Consider the following 15,066-nt stretch of genomic DNA (forward strand, 5'->3'; position numbering starts at 1 on the left):
CGCCAAAGGCGCCATCGACCGCACCAACCACAACGCCACCATCACGATCACGCTGGGTTTGACAGCAAGCCCAGCACCCTAACTACGCGGCATTGGGGCTAACGGACGAAGCGCTCCCGGCGGACCGTCGGGCGGCGGCCCCGGATGGTGCTGCGCTGCATGGCCGCGATGACCATGTCGGCGGCCGGCTCCGGGACCTCGACCAGGGAGAACCGGTCGGTGATCTGGATCGCGCCGATCTCCCGGGCGCTCAGCCCCGATTCGCCGGCGATCGCGCCGACCAGGTCCTGCGGGCGCAGCCCGGCCCGCCGGCCGATGCCGAAGAACAACCGGGTCACGCCGTCGGCCGAGGGCCGCCGGCCCCCGCCCCCGCCTCCGCCTCCGCCCGGGGAGGCGTCCCGGCCGCCCCTCGGGCTGCGCTCGGCGGCCGGCGCGGGGATCTCCTCCTCGTCGATGTCGCCACCGGCCGCCTCGTGCAGCAGCTTGATGGCGGCGAGCGCGATGTTCTCGACGTCGAACTCGTCGCTCAGCGAGTCGAGCACGACCCGGAATCGCTCCAGGTCGTCGGCTTCGAGGCTGGCCTGCAACGACGTACGCGTCAATTCCAGCCGCCGGGCCCGCAGGTCGGTGACCGTCGGCAGTTTCTCCAGGGTGATGCGCTGGCCGGTGAGCCGCTCGATGGCCTTGAGCATCCGCTGCTCGCGGGGCTCCGCGAGGGTGATGGCCGAGCCCTCGCGCCCGGCCCGGCCGACCCGGCCGATGCGATGCACGTACGCCTCGGGCGCGGCCGGCACGTTGAAGTTGATGACGTGGGTGAGCTGCTCCACGTCCAGCCCGCGGGCCGCCACGTCCGTCGCGACCAGCAGTTCGGTGCTGCCGCCGCGCAGCCGGCCCATGACCCGGTCGCGCTGGTCCTGGCTCATCCCGCCGTGCAGCGCCTCGGCCCGGTAACCGCGCCCGTTCAGCGTCTCGGTGACCTGGTCGACCTCTTCCCGGGTGCGGCAGAAGACGATCGCCGCCGACGGCGCCTCCACGTCCAGGATCCGGCCCAGGGCGGCGGCCCGGTGCGCCCGGGCGACAATGTAGGCGCTCTGCCGGACCAGCGGGATGTCGCCCGGCGTCGCCGCCACGCGGCCCATCGTGATCCGGACCGGGTCACGCAGGTGGCGGCGGGCTATGCCGTCGATCCGCGGCGGCATCGTCGCCGAGAACAGCACCGTCTGCCGGCTCGCCGGCGTCTCGGCGAGGATCGCCTCGATGTCCTCGGCGAAACCCATGTCCAGCATCTCGTCGGCCTCGTCGAGAACCACGGTGCGCACGTCGCCCAGCTGCAGGGTGGCCCGCTCGATGTGATCGAGCACCCGGCCCGGCGTGCCGACGACGACGTCCACGCCGCGCTGCAGCGCCTGCAGCTGCCGGCCGATCGGCTGACCGCCGTACACCGGGAGGACGCGGACGCCCAGGTCACGGCCGTACCGGTGGACTGCCTGCGAGACCTGCTCGGCCAACTCGCGGGTCGGCACCAGAACCAGCGCCGCCGGCCCCGACTCCCGCCCGCCGGGAACGAGCGACTGCAGGATGGGAAGCGCGAACGCGGCCGTCTTGCCGGTGCCGGTCGCGGCCTGCCCGACCAGGTCGTTGCCGGCCACCAGCGGCGGGATCGCCTCCTGCTGGATCGGCGTGGGCTCTTCGTAACCGAGGCTGGTCAGTGCACGGAGCAGTTCCGCCCGCAAACCCAGTCCGGCGAAGCCTTGCTCGGACTCGAACGGATCGTCTTCCATGACGACAACCATAAGAGAGGCGCCCTCGGGCCCTCGCGGCGGACCGAAAGACTTCACGTCGGCAATCCCCGGGCAGATCCAAATCCATCGACCGTAATCGATCAGTAACGTTTCCTTATGAAGATGAATCCCCGCAGGTGGTGGCCCGCGCTCCTGGCGCTCGCCGGCCTGGTCATCTCGATCGGCGTCGTCTCGTCCGCGGACGCCGCGGCCGCCGGCACGTTCCGCAATCCGGTCGGCACCAAGCCCGACCCGTTCATGACCTGGTTCAACGGCAGCTACTACCTGACGATGACCGAGGGCGACTCGATCAAGATCCGGAAGGCGGCGAGCGTCGCCGGCCTGCTGAAGGCGTCACCGATCACGGTCTGGACCGACACGAACACGGCGCGCAACCGGGACATCTGGGCGCCGGAGTTCTTCCGGGTCAACGGCCTCTGGTACATGTACTACACCGCCGACAACGGCATCGACGACAACCACCGCATCTACGTGCTCGAGTCGAACGCCGACAACCCGGCCGGCAGCTACCACTTCAAGGGCTCGCTGGTGCCGCCCAACCATGACAGCTACTCGATCGACGCGACCCTGCTGCAGCAGAACGGCAAGCTCTATCTGGGGTACGCCGGCATCAACGCGTGGCAGCACAACGGCATCAACATCGCGCCGCTGTCCAACCCGTGGACCGTCTCCGGAAACTCGGTGCCGATCAACGCGGCCGGCGGCTGCTCGACGATCCGCGAGGCGCCGGAGTTCGTCCAGCACTCCGGCCGCACCTACCTGGTGTACTCGACCTGCGACACCGGCCTGCCCGACTACCAGCTGTGGCAGCTGAGCATCCCGTCCACCGCCGACCCCCTGGTGGCGGCCAACTGGACGCAGCGCAGCGGCGCCGTGTTCACCCGCAACGATGCGACCGGCGTCTTCGGCCCCGGCCACCACGCGTTCTTCACCAGCCCCGACGGCACCGAGCAGTGGATCGTCTACGGCGCCAAGGACACCAGCGCCACGACCTACACCAACCGGGTCAGCCGCATCCAGAAGATCGGCTGGAACGCCGACGGCAGCCCCGGCTTCGGCACACCCCTGGCGATCGGCGCCACCCAGAACCTGCCCAGCGGCGACCCCGGCCCGTCCCCCGCCTGGATCAACGACGACGGCCGGACCATCGGAAACGGCTCCCTGGCGTACGCCGGAACCTGGAGCTCCGGCACCACATGCGCGACGCAGTGCTTCTGGGGCGACGACCACTGGAGCGGCGCGACCGGCGCCACCGCGACCTTCACCTTCACCGGCACCCAGCTGGCCCTACTGTCGGTCCGCGACACCGGCAACGGCATAGCCGCAATCAGCATCGACGGCGGCGCCGAGACAAACGCCGACTTCTACGGCGCACTTCGCGTCGGCGAGTCACTGCACTACTTGACCCCCAAGCTGGCGAACGGCACGCACACCGTGCGCGTCCGGGTCACCGGCACCAAGTCCAGCGCCTCCACCGGCACCGTAGTCAGCCTCGACCGGGCCGAGATCTGGGCGAACTGAAACAAGAGGGCTCCGGCCGCCCGGCGATGTCTCGCCGGCTGGCCGCGGCATGCGCGAACCGTGAAGATGCGCCACTTGAGTTGCTACTTGCCGAAGTCAGGGCGCGAGTTGATCGATTGTCAGGGTGACATCGCTGAGAATGCCTAGCAGTGTGCCCCTGGGGACGTCGCGATTGCCGTGCACCGGGACGGTGGTGCCGCGCCCATCCGGATGACGCATGACGTGGTGGCTGCCGCGGACTCTCGCGACCTTGGAACCATGCCGCTCCAGAGCACGAACAATCCGTGCGCCAGACACGCAGGGAAGCGGCGGCATCAGGCAGCCAGGGTGACCGAGAGCTCCCGAGGAACGCCGAACTCCTGGATGAGGCCGATGAGCGCCTCGCGGAGATCATCCAGCGCAGCTTCCTCGGTATCGCCCTCGCCGTGCCCACCCACGCCGGGGCGCAATTGGGCGTGAGCGCACCACACGCCGTCCTCGTCGCGCTCGACAACGACTGGCACGGTAACGGTGCGAAGCTCGGCCATGAAGTCACCATATCGCGACATCGAGACTCCCAGGTCTGCACGGATCGGGGCCTTGCACCTCATCCATGCCGCGTCGGGTGAGCGGGAATCCAATGTTCGGTCTCCGCCGGATTCCGGCGGCCCAGCAGCGATCTCAAGTTCCATCACACGACTATAGTCGTGGGACTAGGTGAGATCAATAATTCGCTTCCGCTGACAGTTCTCTCAGCGGACCAATTCGTCGGCGAGCAGATCCATCAGCAGACCGTCGTGCCAGGTGCCGTCGGGGCCGCGTTCGTAGCGGCGCATGATGCCGACCGGGCGGAAGCCGGCCTTCGCGTAGCAGCGGATCGCGGCGTGGTTGTCGGCGGCCGGGTCGATCACGAGGCGGTGGTGGCCGAGGTCGTCGATCAGGTGCCGGGCGAGGGTGCGCACCGCGTCGGCGCCCAGCCCGCGGCCGTGCACGGCCGGGTCGAGGTAGATGTCGATGCCGGCGTGCCGGTAGTCCGGATCGTCCTCCTCGCTCCACTGGATGGCGCCGACGACGCGTTCGTCGTGCAGGATGGCCAGCACCTGTTTCCCGGCGTCGGCGAGGTCCTCGGTGACGGCGGCGACCAGGTCCGTGCCGCCGCCCCACCGCCGGTGGACCTCCGGCGTCGAGCGGATCTCGGCCAGCGCCGGAATGTCGTCCTCGGTTGCCGCCCGCAAACGCATACCCGCAGATATATCAGGTTGCCGCCGCCGGTTGGCTGATCGACCATCGGCTCATGGAGACCACCGAGGCGATCAGCCCCTATTACGAGCGGGGCGGCGAGGCCGACCGGTTGAACACCGGCGGCGGCCGGCTCGAGTTCCTGCGGACCCGGGATGTGCTGCGGCGGGTGTTGCCGGCGGCGCCGGCGCGGGTTCTCGACGTCGGCGGTGGCACCGGAGTGCACGCCCGCTGGCTGGCCGCCGATGGTTACGCCGTGCGGGTGGTCGATCCGATGCCACTTCACGTCGCGCACGCCGGCGCCATTGCCGGGGTCGAGGCCGTTCTCGGGGACGCCCGGGAGCTCGCCGAGCCGGACGACGGTTATCAGGCGACCCTGCTGCTCGGACCGCTGTATCACCTGCCGGAGCGCGGCGACCGGGTGACGGCGCTGCGCGAGGCGGTGCGGGTGACCGCGCCCGGCGGTCTCGTGGCCGCGGCGACGATCAGCCGATACGCGGGGTTGTACGACACGCTGGCCCGGGGCAACTATCTCGACCCGGACGTGCGACGGGTGGTCGAGGCCGAGGTCGCCACCGGGGTGCACGATCCGCTCGGCCAGGAGCTGTTCACCCTGGCCTTCTTCCACCACCCCGACGAGATCGTGGCCGAGTTCGCCGAGGCCGGCCTGACCGCGGTGACGAGGTATGCGCTCGAGGGCGGCGCCTGGCTGTTCGCCGACCGGGACGGCTGGCTGGACGGCGGCGAGCGCACGGTCGCGCTGCTCGAAGCCTTGCGCACGGTCGAGCGGGAGCCGAGCCTGTTCGGCATCAGCTCCCACCTGTTGACCGTGGCCGTCGTCGGGTAGCTCAGTCCTCCGGGAGGGCGGCGTCGGTGGTGGCCGAGTGGGTCGGGATGACCAGGGCCAGCAGCGCGGCCAGGACCGCGGCGCCGGCGCAGATGGCGAACAGCAGTTGGTAGGCGCCCAGTGACGGCAAGGCGTGGCCGCCCAGGTCCATGGTCTTGGCGGCCAGGATGGCGCCGCCGATGGCGCTGGCCAGGGAGCTGCCGACCGAGCGGAACAGGGCGTTCAGGCCGTTCGCGGCGGCGAGTTCGGAGCGTGGTGAGGCGTGGATGATCAGGCCGGGCATGGCCGCGTAGGCGATGCCGGTGCCGGCGCCCGCGATGGTGGCGCCGAGGACGACCTGGAACAGGCTGCCGGTGAGCCAGATGCGGCTGAGGAAGCCGACCGCGATGATCAGTGAGCCGATGATCAGGGCGATGCGGGGCTGCAGCTTGGCCGAGACCGGCGACAGCAGCAGCATGATCAGGCCGCCGGGGAGCATGCACAGGCCGCCGACCAGGATCGACTTGCCGAAGCCGTAGCCGGTGGCGGCCGGGGCCTGCACGTAGGTGGCGGTGCCGATCAGCGTGGCGAACAGGGCGAAGCCGACGAACAGCGACGCGATGTTGGTCAGCAGGAGCGCGGGCCGGGCGGTGGTGCGCACGTCCACCAGCGGGCTCTTGAGGCGCAGCTCGACCAGGACGAAGACGACCAGGAACACGGCGGAGGCCACGAACAGGGCGATGGTCCGGCCACTGCCCCAGCCCCACGAGTCGCCCTGGGCGAGCGGGAGGAGCAGGGACAGGATGCCGGCGCCGAGCAGGGCGGTGCCGAGCAGGTCCATCCGGCCGGTGGCGGTGCGGGCCGGCTCCGGCACGAGCTTGACGATGCCGGGGATGGCGAGGATGCCGCCGGCCACGCAGATCCAGAACAGCACGTGGTAGTCGGCGTACTCGGCGATGACGCCGGCCAGCGGCAGGCCGAGCGCGCCGCCGACGCCGAGCATGGCGCTGATCACGGCGATGCCGGAGCCGGCGTGCTCGCGGGGCAGGGTGACACCGATCAGGCTGATGCTCAGCGGGACCACCGCCACCGACAGACCGACCACGGCGCGACCGACGATCATCATCGGCAGGGTGTCGGAGAGGGCGCAGATCAGCGAGCCGAGCACCAGGGCGCTGAGCGCGACCAGGACCATCTTGCGGGTGCCGTAGAGGTCGCCGAGGCGGCCGAACGCGGGCACCGCGACCGCGCCGACCAGCAACGTCGAGGTGAGCAGCCAGGCGATGCCGTCGCTGCCGGTGTGCAGGTCGACGGCGAGCTCGCCCATGACCGGCACGAGCAGCGACTGGGTCAGCGACACCATCAGCGCGCCGACGCCGATGACCAGCAGGATCACGACCTGGTGACTGGTCCATTTCTGGACCGGCGATGATGGTGGCGCTTCGACCTGGACGGTTGGTGGCACGACGGCTCCCTCACAGAGACTGCTTCGTGGCACAATCTGTCACGAGGCAGTGTGTGCCACTAAGCGGTTGAGAGGGGGGTCACACATCACCGGGCTGAGGGACCTCAAGCGGGAGCGCAGTCGCGTGCTGACCGCCGAGACGGCGTGGCGGCTGTTCATCGAGCGCGGCTACGACAACGTCACGGTGGCCGACATCTGCGCCGCCGCCGAGATCGCGCCGCGCACGTTCCACCGCTACTTCCCGACCAAGAACGACGTGATCCTCGAGCCGGTGCGCTTCATGACGACCCTGGTCAGCGAGCACGTCGACAGCTCACCGGCGGATCTGCCCGACGCGGCCGTGCTGCGCAGCGCCATGCACGCGCTGGGCGTCTTCGTCGTCGAGCACCGGCAGTGGCTGGGCGCGCTACGCACCGTCATCCAGGAGTCGCATCACTTGCGCGCGACCCATCAGGGGGTGCCGCCGGAACGGGAGCAGGAACTTTCCGCGAAGCTCGCGGCCCGGCACGGCGAGAGCGGCGGGCCCGGCTGGCGGAGACGACTACTGGTGGCGTACGCCGTGGCGGCGTTCCGCATCTGGCACGACGACTACCTGCGCGACAAGATCTCCGGCGACCCGCTGGCGCGCCTGGATGAGATGGTCGCGACCATCGAGCAGGAATGACAGGGACGGAGCCCCGCCCGGACCTGGGAGGGATTCCGGGCGGGGCCGACCCGGTCAGGCGGAGAGGCGCGGGGCCACACCGCCCGATACGGTGCTGGTCACAGATTGACCGTGATGGCCAGGTTGGCCACGTAACCGGCCGCGACGCTGCCGGTCACGGTGGCCATCTCACGGGCAGCCAGGTCGTCGCCGAACACCATGTCGCTGGCCAGCGTGGTCCGGCGCATGTTCGCGGTGCTGCCGGTGTAACCGCTGCTGCTCGCGTACACCGCTGTCGAGGTGTCCTTCGGCAGAGCGATCTGCGAGGTCTTGCGGATCAGCCCGGTGCCGCTGGTCGCGTCGGCGACCGACGTGTAGACCTCGAAGTGGATGTGCGGCCACCGGCCCGAGTAGGCGGCGGGGTAGATGGTTGTGAAGGTCACCTTGCCGGTCGCATCGGTGGCGGCGATGCCGCGCAGGTAGTTCTCGTTGGTCGCGCCCGAGGAGTAGAGCGAGTAACGGCCCAGCTTGTCGCAGTGCCAGGCGTAGACCGCCACGCCGGCCAGCGGCGCGCAGCTCAGGTTGTTGATGACCAGCGAGAACGTCAGCGGCACACCGGTCGCGACGGTCGACGAGGTGCCGAACGAGGAGCGGATGTCGTTGCGCACGACGCCACTGACCTTGCGCACGTCCGGGCCGTTGGTGCCGTCGGCCGGGAACGGGCCGGCGGTCTCCGACTCGACCTCCGCCAGGCAGGCCGCCGCCGCGGCGTCGGCCTTGCCGCTCGCGCCGATCAGCGCGCCGCCGGCCACGGCGATCGCGCCGGCGCCGCCGACCGCGGCGAGCATCCGGCGACGGGACATGGTGCCGAGGTCGAACGCCAGCCCTTTGTCGTGGACCGCGCGCACGTAGGCGTCGTTGTCCTGCTCCGGTGGTAGTTGAGGCATCTGCCTTCCTCCTGCTCGGGTGGTGCTGCCGGGCGACCTCTCAGGGATCGCCTCCGGGGGACGCAGGAGAGACAAACATTGAAGTCTATGAATGAGCTGTGGTTGATCAGGTCTTCCCACATATCGAACTGGTCATCACCTGCCCGCGATTGTTCGCATAGTCAATAGTCAATAGAATTCGCCAATGGACGAGCACCCGCCCCAGCTGTATCGCGTCTCGCATCTGGACACCCTCGAAGCCGAGAGCACTTTCGTGATGCGCGAGGTCATGGCCGAGTTCGAGCGCCCGGTGATGCTGTTCTCCGGCGGCAAGGACTCGATCGTCATGCTGCGCCTGGCGGAGAAGGCGTTCGCGCCGGCCCGCGTGCCGTTCCCGGTGATGCACATCGACACCGGGCACAATTTTCCCGAGGTCCTGCAATACCGCGACCAGCGGGTGACCGAGCTCGGCCTGAACCTGGTGGTGGCCAGCGTGCAGGAGGCGATCGACACCGGTCTGGTGCGCGAGCTGCCGGACGGCACCCGCAACCGGATCCAGACGCCGGTGCTGCTGAACGCGGTGGAGAAGTACCGCTTCGACGCGTTGTTCGGCGGTGCCCGGCGCGACGAGGAGAAGGCCCGGGCCAAGGAGCGGATGTTCTCGTTCCGTGACGAGTTCGGTCAGTGGGACCCGAAGAACCAGCGCCCCGAGCTGTGGAGCCTCTACAACAGCCGGCACCACCCGGGTGAGTCGATCCGGGTGTTCCCGCTGTCCAACTGGACCGAGCTGGACGTCTGGCACTACATCGAGCGCGAGAACATCCCGCTGCCGAACATCTACTACGCCCACGACCGCGAGGTGGTCGAGCGCGACGGCATGTTCTACGCGGTCAACGAGTTCATCCAGGTGCGCGACGGCGAGACCTCCGGGATGCGCCGGGTGCGTTACCGCACGGTCGGCGACGCCTCGCAGACCGCCGCCGTGCTGTCCGAGGCGGACACCGTGGAGAAGGTCATCGACGAGGTCGCCGCCACCCGGATCACCGAGCGCGGCGCGACCCGCGGCGACGACCGGGTCTCCGAGGCGGCGATGGAGGACCGCAAGCGCGAGGGTTACTTCTAGGCCTCGCCCAGGTGCTGCTGCAGGGCGGCGAGCGGGCCGTCCCAGTCGCGGGCCAGGGCGGCCAGGAACTGCTGGGCGACCTTCATCGGGGCCGAGTCGACGCGGTAGCGGACCCGCCGCCGCTCCCCCGGCTCGGCCACCACCAGGCCGGCCTCGGCCAGCAGGCCGAGGTGCTTGGCGATGGCCTGCCGGGTGATCGGCAGGCGGGCGGCGAGGTCGGTCGCGGTCGCCGGGCCGCCGGCCGCCAGGGCGGCCAGGATCGACCGGCGGCTCGGATCGGCGAGGGTGGCGAAGACCTCCTGCGCCACCGCTTCCGGGTCAGGAGCGATCATCGAGGTACGTGACCAGCTCGCCCAACTCGCTGTCCCAGCCGGTGTTGTTGCCGCCGAACGCGGTCTTGTACTGCTCGTCGGGCAACTGTGCGAATCCGCTCTCCACCATGGTCAGCGTAGTGCCGCCGCCCGACGGCGAGAGCGTGAACTCCACGTAGGTGCGGCGCGGGTCCTCGGTGGGCAGGCCGTAGATGTGCCAGGTGTAGCCGAACACGTGCGGCTCCTCGAGCCGCTCGATGGTGAGCGTGGCGGTGTCGCCGCTGGTCCAGGTCAGCTTGGCGGTGCCGCCGACCCGCAGGTCGACCTCGGCGCTGTTGCCGAACCAGGTGCCGAGGCCGTCGGCGGTGGTCAACGCCTGCCACACCCGCTCCGGCGAGTGGGCCAGCTGGAGGGTGCGCTCGATGCGGTCGGGAAATCCCATGACGTCTCCTCAGTAGCAACCGTTTGGTTGCCACTGAACCTATCGCAACCATTCGGTTGCGTCAACGGTCAGGGTGCGTCGAAGAACCGCCAGATGGTGTCGGTGGCGTCGATCGCCATCGACGGCGGATCCAGCTGCAGCAGGCGGGAGGCGATCGGGCCGGGGCCGCGCGAGCCCGGCCACTGATGGCCGGCGCCGGCGACCGCGATCAGCTCGACCGTGCGGCCGCCGGGGCAGTGCGCGATGGTGGTGGTCAGCATCTCCGAGGACGTCACGGCCGGCGCCGGGCAGTTGTCGGTCTTGCGCCAGGTGGCGCTCAGCGCCTCGACGCCGGGACCGTCGATCTTCACCGGGAGGCGGCCGCTGCCCGCGTTGTCCCGGCGGCCCGCTCCCCCGCCGTACGGAATCGTCTGATCGTCCTTGCCGTGGATGGCCAGGACCGAGAGCGGGCGCGGGGCCGGGCACGGGTTGATCATCGTGCCGGCGACCGGGGCGATCGCGGCGAACAGGGTGGTCTCGCAGGCCAGGCGGTAGGTGAGCAGGGCGCCGTTGGAGATGCCGGTGGCGTAGACCCGGGCCGGATCGATCGGGCTCTGCCGGCCGATCTCGGCGATCATCGCGGTGATGAAGGCGACGTCGTCGACCTGGTCGCGGGCGGCCACCCCGCAGCAGTCCGGCGAGGCGTTCCAGGTGCGCTTGATCCCGTCCGGGAAGGCCGCCACGAAACCGCCGGTGATGGCCTCGTCGTCCCAGTCGTACGACATCTCGGCCTGCCGGCCGGTGCCGGCGGCGCCGTGCAGGACCACCACCAGCGGCACCGGCTTCCCGGCGGTGAGCGTGGGCCGGAAGACCCGGTAGGTGCGGTCGAGCGCGCCCACCTTGATGGTGTGGTCGGAAGCGCCGGTGGGCGTCGGCTTGGGTTTGACCGGCCCCGAACAGCCCGTCAGCAGAAGGAGGACGAGGAACGGGAGGAACAGTGCCAGCCGTTTCATACCGCCATCCTCCACTTAGGGCGTTCGGGGCCGGTAAGCCTACTTGCAGGCTTTCGTAAGGTGGATGAGCTCCCAGCCGCCCTCGGGCACGTCGTCGGTCAGGTCGGTGCGCAGGTTCATCGGGTTGGCCATGCCCAGATAGAGGCCGGTCCCGTCGACGATCATGTTGCGGATGCCGTAATTCAGGTAGTTGCCCATGCCGGTCTTGGTGATCGCGGTGGCCGGCTGCTCCGGGTCGGTGAACATCCACAGGTCGCCGCCGTAACCGGCGGGGTCCGGCGCGGCCACGTTCGCCATGCTCGTGGCCTTCTGCTGGGCCAGCGTCGGGGCCTCGGTCTTACCGCCGTTGATGATGTCCTGGACGATGTACGACCAGTCCATCGTGCCGACGAACAGCTTCCCGTCGGTCACCGTCATCCGCCAGGTGTAGTTGTTGTACGGATTGTCGAACCCGGACTTTCCGAACACCGGCGTGTAGTTCGTGGACTGCACCGCCCAGGTCTTCGTGGCCGGGTCGTAGGCGGGCAACTGTGCCGCCCCGTACACCAGCTCGATCTTCTGTTCCGGGGTTCCGAGGTTCTTGCCGCGGAAGATGGAGGTCGCCCGCTGGGTGTTCTTGACCTGGGCCTGCGCGGCCTCGTCGGTGTCCTGCGGGTAGACCTTCTGGTGCACCTTGGTGGACTTCATCGGCACGTGCATCGAGCCCCACCACAGGTAGCCGCCGTAGGAGGCGACGCCGCCCATGCCGTAGGTGGCGGCGACCACCTTGTCCGGCTCGTACTTGCGGGCGTTCCACACCTGGGTCCAGCCGGCCGCGTCGTCCGCGGTCAGGCCGGGCGCGCCGTCGGCGAGCAGCGGGCTGATCCAGACGCCGGCCATCTTGTCGGCGGAGGCGACCGAGCCCTCGGCCGGCCACGAGGTGGCGGCGATCCGGCCGTCGTAGGGGGTCAGGTCGGCCGCCTGCACCGGCAGCGTCGCCACCGTGTCGAAGGTGAACGGGCTCTTGGCCGAGCCGGTCCAGCGCAGCACGGCGCCACCGCTCATCCCGTTGACGCCGACGCCGACGCCCAGGTAGAGCGCGTTGTCGTACTGCAGGAAGGTGCGCACGTTGCCGTAGTTGGTGAACGTGACCGAACCCAGATAGCGGTGCGAGCGCGAGTCGAACGCGAAGATGTTCACGTAGCCCTCGGCCGTCGGTCCGGCCAGCAGGACGGTGTCCTTGAACGCGCCCGCCGCACGCAGGCCGATGGTGTGATCGAGGCGGTACTTGTCGTCCGCCGACTTCTTGGTGATCTCCGCGGACTTGTTGGTGTTCCGCCGGCTGCGCGCGTCGTACAACCACACCTGCGGCGGGCGCACGTCGCCGATCTCCGGCGGGATGGCCGAGTCGGTCTTGGCAACCTGGCTCTCGCCGTACTCGCAGACGTAGTCGGCATTGAGCACCGGGTCGATCACGTCGAGGGTGGCGCCGCTGGTCAGGCAGTTGTTGTTGGTTCCGGTGCCGAACCAGACGTCGGTGCCGACCTTGGTGAGGCCCCAGACGTACGCCTGATTGACCTTGGCCTGGCCCTCGGCGCACGGCGGGCCGGCCGGATAGGGCACACCGATGCCGTTGAAGCACTCGTCGGCCTTGGCCTTGGCAAGCAGCTTGTATTCGTAGGTATCGGTGGTCGCTGCGGACGCCGGGGCGGCGGACGCCACGACGAGGACGAGAGCGGCGGCCAACGCGGGTATTTTCACGGCCGTTTCTCCTTTGTGGAAACTATGTGGTGCGTACTTTGTGAGCGACCCCGTCGGCCCAGCCGGCCGGGTCGTCGAACTGCAGGAACTCGCCGAGGTTGGTGAGCTGGCCGACCGGGTCGAGCACCAGATCCTCGTACGTCATGAGCAGCAGGTGTTCCGGTTTGGCGTCGTCGACCGCCTGCTGGGCCTGGGCGCTCATAAAGGCGCACAGGTGCACGTATTTGCTCGCGTCCTGGCCGCGGGCCTGGAGCAGCTCGGGGGTGATCCGGCCGGGCAGGTAGGGCGCGAGCTCGTCGGGCACCTCCTGGTCGGGACGCACCCGGAACGGGTCGATGCCCCAGCGGCTGAGCGCCTCCACCCGCAGCTGCACCAGCTGGAACGACGGGTGCTTGCTCATCGACTTGGCCGAGTCGGCCCAGTTGCGCTCGAGGTAGACGATCCGCGCGCCCGGGTAGTTGGCCAGCAGGAACGGCGCGACCTGGCTGGATCCGCCGGAGCGTTCCACCCAGCGGCTTCTGTTCAGCGTTCTGGCGAGCAGGTCGAGGAAATCCTGGTGCTGCGCGGCGACGCTCTGCCGGGGAAACGCTTTCACGCCATCCGCGAGCTTTTCGAAGAGCGCATCCGGGTCATCGGTCAGCTTGGCCAGTGTGATGCCCAGGATCCGCGGCATGTTCTCCCGCTCGGAAGCCCACTTGCCGGTATCGGGATAGCGCACTTCCTTAGGCGGCAAACCGATTCGGAAAAGCGTGGAGATCTCCTCTTTCGGGCTGGACAGGACGTCCCAGTACTCGGCGCCGGTCAGCACCTCCATCGAGCGCGACCACGGCGCCATGGTCATGAAGAACTCCTGCGCCGACAGCGTCTCCGGCTCCTCGTGAATGAGGTCGGAGAGCAGCGTCGAACCGCAGCGGCCGTTGCTGATGATGATCGAGCGGTCCAGGTCAGGGCGGTCCAGGTCAGGCATCGTGGCCTCCGAGTCGGGCGGTACGCATCCAAGAGGTGATCGCCGCCCGGACGTCCTCGGGCTGGTCGACGAGCAGCGAATGCTTCTGGCCGGTGAAGACGCGCAGGGCGGCCTGTGGCATGAGGCGCTGCGTCTCGGGGGCCATCTCGACGACGTGCGACCGGTCGCCGTACAGGCAGAGCACCGGGCAGGTGATCGCCTGCAGCTGAGCGCGCGACGGCAGCCGGCTGGCCGGCAGCTCCTCGCGCACGCTGGTCTCGGCGAGCAGGCGGGCCGCCTCCTGCGCGCGCTGCGTTCCCCGGGCCCCGCGCTTGGCGCCCACCGCGACCAGGGTGCGCGGCCGGCTCACCGCCTCGGCCAGCTGACTGAGCCGGTTGGTGAGCCGGGCGAACCAGACCGGGGTGGGCGGGCTCGACTCGATGCTCACCACCCCGGACACCTTGCCGGGATGCCGGGCCGCGTAGGCGAACGCGACCGTCCCGCCGAACGAGTTGCCCAGCAGCAGGAACGGCCCCGGCCCGTCGAGCAGGCCGTCCAGGTCGTCCACGAAGTCGCCGAGCGCGTAGCCCAGCGCCGGCCGCTCGCTGCGTCCGTGCCCCCGCAGATCCAGCAAAACCACCCGAAAACCCCGTTCGACCAGGGGGTACGCCATGGTGAAGTACCAACTGGCCATCGAGTCGGTGGCCAGCCCGTGCAGCAGCACCGCGGTCGGCGGGTCGGCCACGCCGGTCGGCGTCAGCACCTGCACGTGCAGGTCGACGCCGTTGACCCGGACAGTGCTCACAACCGGTCCCCGGCGGCGCTCATCGACAGCACGATGTGGTCGACGAGCTGGCCGACCCGCAGCTCGCGCACCGAGTCGACGTCCAGGCTGGCCACGAACTGGGCCAGGTTCACGCCGGCGCCGTAGCGGGCCTGCAACCGGCCGGCGAGCGCGACGACGTCGATGCTCTCCATGCCGAGGTCGTCGCGGAACGTGCTCTCGGGGGTGATCGGCGCGTCGGCGCCGAAGTCGCCGAGCACCGCCTGCAGAGCTCGGGTGACCTCGGCAGTGACCGAGGGGGTGTCGACGGGGATCACGGATAACTCC

At 69.6% G+C, this 15,066-nt stretch carries 17 protein-coding genes; 4 read left to right on the forward strand and 13 right to left on the reverse strand.

Going from position 1 to position 15,066, the window contains the following annotated elements:
- Positions 1-98: 98 nt before the first annotated feature.
- Positions 99-1,781, reverse strand: a complete 1,683-nt coding sequence (locus tag AB0E90_RS50420; protein ID WP_360420805.1) for a DEAD/DEAH box helicase — start codon at positions 1,779-1,781, stop codon at positions 99-101.
- A gap of 117 nt (positions 1,782-1,898) precedes the next feature.
- Between AB0E90_RS50420 and AB0E90_RS50425 the strand changes: the two genes are divergently transcribed.
- A complete protein-coding gene (locus tag AB0E90_RS50425; protein ID WP_360420807.1) occupies positions 1,899-3,323 on the forward strand; it encodes a glycoside hydrolase family 43 protein in 1,425 nt (474 codons plus the stop codon).
- A 96-nt stretch (positions 3,324-3,419) separates the two neighbouring features.
- Here the strand turns inward: AB0E90_RS50425 and AB0E90_RS50430 are convergent, their stop codons facing one another.
- From AB0E90_RS50430 to AB0E90_RS50440, 3 genes are all read right to left on the reverse strand, one after another.
- Complete coding sequence (locus tag AB0E90_RS50430; protein WP_360420809.1) at positions 3,420-3,638, reverse strand: type II toxin-antitoxin system HicA family toxin; 219 nt, start codon at positions 3,636-3,638, stop codon at positions 3,420-3,422.
- On the reverse strand, positions 3,638-3,850 hold the full coding sequence (locus AB0E90_RS50435) for a hypothetical protein (RefSeq protein ID WP_360420811.1): 213 nt from the start codon (positions 3,848-3,850) through the stop codon (positions 3,638-3,640). The genes AB0E90_RS50430 and AB0E90_RS50435 overlap by 1 nt, the downstream gene beginning before the upstream one ends.
- A 204-nt stretch (positions 3,851-4,054) precedes the next feature.
- Complete coding sequence (locus AB0E90_RS50440) at positions 4,055-4,543, reverse strand: GNAT family protein (protein ID WP_360420813.1); 489 nt, start codon at positions 4,541-4,543, stop codon at positions 4,055-4,057.
- A gap of 53 nt (positions 4,544-4,596) precedes the next feature.
- Between AB0E90_RS50440 and AB0E90_RS50445 the strand changes: the two genes are divergently transcribed.
- Entirely contained in the window at positions 4,597-5,388 is a 792-nt protein-coding gene (locus AB0E90_RS50445; RefSeq protein WP_360420814.1) for a methyltransferase domain-containing protein, read from the forward strand.
- 1 nt (position 5,389) lies between these two features.
- On the opposite strand, the gene AB0E90_RS50450 is transcribed toward AB0E90_RS50445, so the two are convergent.
- Positions 5,390-6,832, reverse strand: coding sequence for an MFS transporter (locus AB0E90_RS50450; protein ID WP_360420816.1), 1,443 nt, complete (start codon positions 6,830-6,832; stop codon positions 5,390-5,392).
- 124 nt (positions 6,833-6,956) lie between these two features.
- Here AB0E90_RS50450 and AB0E90_RS50455 point away from each other — a divergent pair, with 124 nt between their 5' ends.
- Positions 6,957-7,496: a TetR family transcriptional regulator gene (locus tag AB0E90_RS50455; RefSeq protein ID WP_360420818.1), complete on the forward strand. Its 540-nt coding sequence runs from the start codon at positions 6,957-6,959 to the stop codon at positions 7,494-7,496.
- Between the two features lie 98 nt (positions 7,497-7,594).
- On the opposite strand, the gene AB0E90_RS50460 is transcribed toward AB0E90_RS50455, so the two are convergent.
- Positions 7,595-8,422: an intradiol ring-cleavage dioxygenase gene (locus AB0E90_RS50460; RefSeq protein ID WP_360420820.1), complete on the reverse strand. Its 828-nt coding sequence runs from the start codon at positions 8,420-8,422 to the stop codon at positions 7,595-7,597.
- A gap of 184 nt (positions 8,423-8,606) precedes the next feature.
- Here AB0E90_RS50460 and cysD point away from each other — a divergent pair, with 184 nt between their 5' ends.
- Positions 8,607-9,524 carry a sulfate adenylyltransferase subunit CysD gene (gene cysD / locus AB0E90_RS50465; RefSeq protein WP_360420822.1) on the forward strand — a complete coding sequence of 306 codons (918 nt, stop codon included), beginning with the start codon at positions 8,607-8,609 and terminating at the stop codon, positions 9,522-9,524.
- Here the strand turns inward: cysD and AB0E90_RS50470 are convergent.
- The 7 genes from AB0E90_RS50470 to AB0E90_RS50500 all read right to left on the reverse strand — a co-directional run bounded on the left by AB0E90_RS50470 (position 9,521) and on the right by AB0E90_RS50500 (position 15,056).
- On the reverse strand, positions 9,521-9,856 hold the full coding sequence (locus AB0E90_RS50470; RefSeq protein ID WP_360420824.1) for a metalloregulator ArsR/SmtB family transcription factor: 336 nt from the start codon (positions 9,854-9,856) through the stop codon (positions 9,521-9,523). The two genes, cysD and AB0E90_RS50470, sit on opposite strands and share 4 nt — an antisense overlap.
- The gene (locus AB0E90_RS50475; protein ID WP_360420826.1) at positions 9,843-10,277 is read right to left on the reverse strand and encodes an SRPBCC domain-containing protein; all 435 of its coding nucleotides are present in this window, start codon (positions 10,275-10,277) and stop codon (positions 9,843-9,845) included. The genes AB0E90_RS50470 and AB0E90_RS50475 overlap by 14 nt, the downstream gene beginning before the upstream one ends.
- A gap of 68 nt (positions 10,278-10,345) precedes the next feature.
- Positions 10,346-11,269, reverse strand: coding sequence for a PHB depolymerase family esterase (locus AB0E90_RS50480; RefSeq protein ID WP_360420828.1), 924 nt, complete (start codon positions 11,267-11,269; stop codon positions 10,346-10,348).
- A 39-nt stretch (positions 11,270-11,308) separates the two neighbouring features.
- The gene (locus AB0E90_RS50485) at positions 11,309-13,009 is read right to left on the reverse strand and encodes a hypothetical protein (RefSeq protein ID WP_360420830.1); all 1,701 of its coding nucleotides are present in this window, start codon (positions 13,007-13,009) and stop codon (positions 11,309-11,311) included.
- Between the two features lie 22 nt (positions 13,010-13,031).
- Entirely contained in the window at positions 13,032-13,976 is a 945-nt protein-coding gene (locus tag AB0E90_RS50490; protein WP_360420832.1) for a hypothetical protein, read from the reverse strand.
- Positions 13,969-14,760 carry an alpha/beta hydrolase gene (locus tag AB0E90_RS50495; protein WP_360420834.1) on the reverse strand — a complete coding sequence of 264 codons (792 nt, stop codon included), beginning with the start codon at positions 14,758-14,760 and terminating at the stop codon, positions 13,969-13,971. Before AB0E90_RS50495 ends, AB0E90_RS50490 begins: the two co-directional genes overlap by 8 nt.
- Complete coding sequence (locus AB0E90_RS50500) at positions 14,757-15,056, reverse strand: acyl carrier protein (RefSeq protein WP_360420836.1); 300 nt, start codon at positions 15,054-15,056, stop codon at positions 14,757-14,759. Before AB0E90_RS50500 ends, AB0E90_RS50495 begins: the two co-directional genes overlap by 4 nt.
- Positions 15,057-15,066: the final 10 nt, after the last annotated feature.

Source organism: Actinoplanes sp. NPDC026619 (assembly GCF_040638295.1).
Lineage (GTDB): Bacteria > Actinomycetota > Actinomycetes > Mycobacteriales > Micromonosporaceae > Actinoplanes.

What these genes read in the sequence shown, in the direction of transcription:
- AB0E90_RS50470 (WP_360420824.1), bottom strand. Translation starts at nt 9,856, where the DNA reads ATGATCGCTCCTGACCCGGAAGCGGTGGCGCAGGAGGTCTTCGCCACC.
- AB0E90_RS50490 (WP_360420832.1), bottom strand. Translation starts at nt 13,976, where the DNA reads ATGCCTGACCTGGACCGCCCTGACCTGGACCGCTCGATCATCATCAGC.
- AB0E90_RS50420 (WP_360420805.1), bottom strand. Translation starts at nt 1,781, where the DNA reads ATGGAAGACGATCCGTTCGAGTCCGAGCAAGGCTTCGCCGGACTGGGT.
- AB0E90_RS50480 (WP_360420828.1), bottom strand. Translation starts at nt 11,269, where the DNA reads ATGAAACGGCTGGCACTGTTCCTCCCGTTCCTCGTCCTCCTTCTGCTG.
- cysD (WP_360420822.1), top strand. Translation starts at nt 8,607, where the DNA reads ATGGACGAGCACCCGCCCCAGCTGTATCGCGTCTCGCATCTGGACACC.
- AB0E90_RS50430 (WP_360420809.1), bottom strand. Translation starts at nt 3,638, where the DNA reads ATGCCGCCGCTTCCCTGCGTGTCTGGCGCACGGATTGTTCGTGCTCTG.
- AB0E90_RS50435 (WP_360420811.1), bottom strand. Translation starts at nt 3,850, where the DNA reads ATGGCCGAGCTTCGCACCGTTACCGTGCCAGTCGTTGTCGAGCGCGAC.
- AB0E90_RS50460 (WP_360420820.1), bottom strand. Translation starts at nt 8,422, where the DNA reads ATGCCTCAACTACCACCGGAGCAGGACAACGACGCCTACGTGCGCGCG.
- AB0E90_RS50475 (WP_360420826.1), bottom strand. Translation starts at nt 10,277, where the DNA reads ATGGGATTTCCCGACCGCATCGAGCGCACCCTCCAGCTGGCCCACTCG.
- AB0E90_RS50425 (WP_360420807.1), top strand. Translation starts at nt 1,899, where the DNA reads ATGAAGATGAATCCCCGCAGGTGGTGGCCCGCGCTCCTGGCGCTCGCC.
- AB0E90_RS50440 (WP_360420813.1), bottom strand. Translation starts at nt 4,543, where the DNA reads ATGCGTTTGCGGGCGGCAACCGAGGACGACATTCCGGCGCTGGCCGAG.
- AB0E90_RS50445 (WP_360420814.1), top strand. Translation starts at nt 4,597, where the DNA reads ATGGAGACCACCGAGGCGATCAGCCCCTATTACGAGCGGGGCGGCGAG.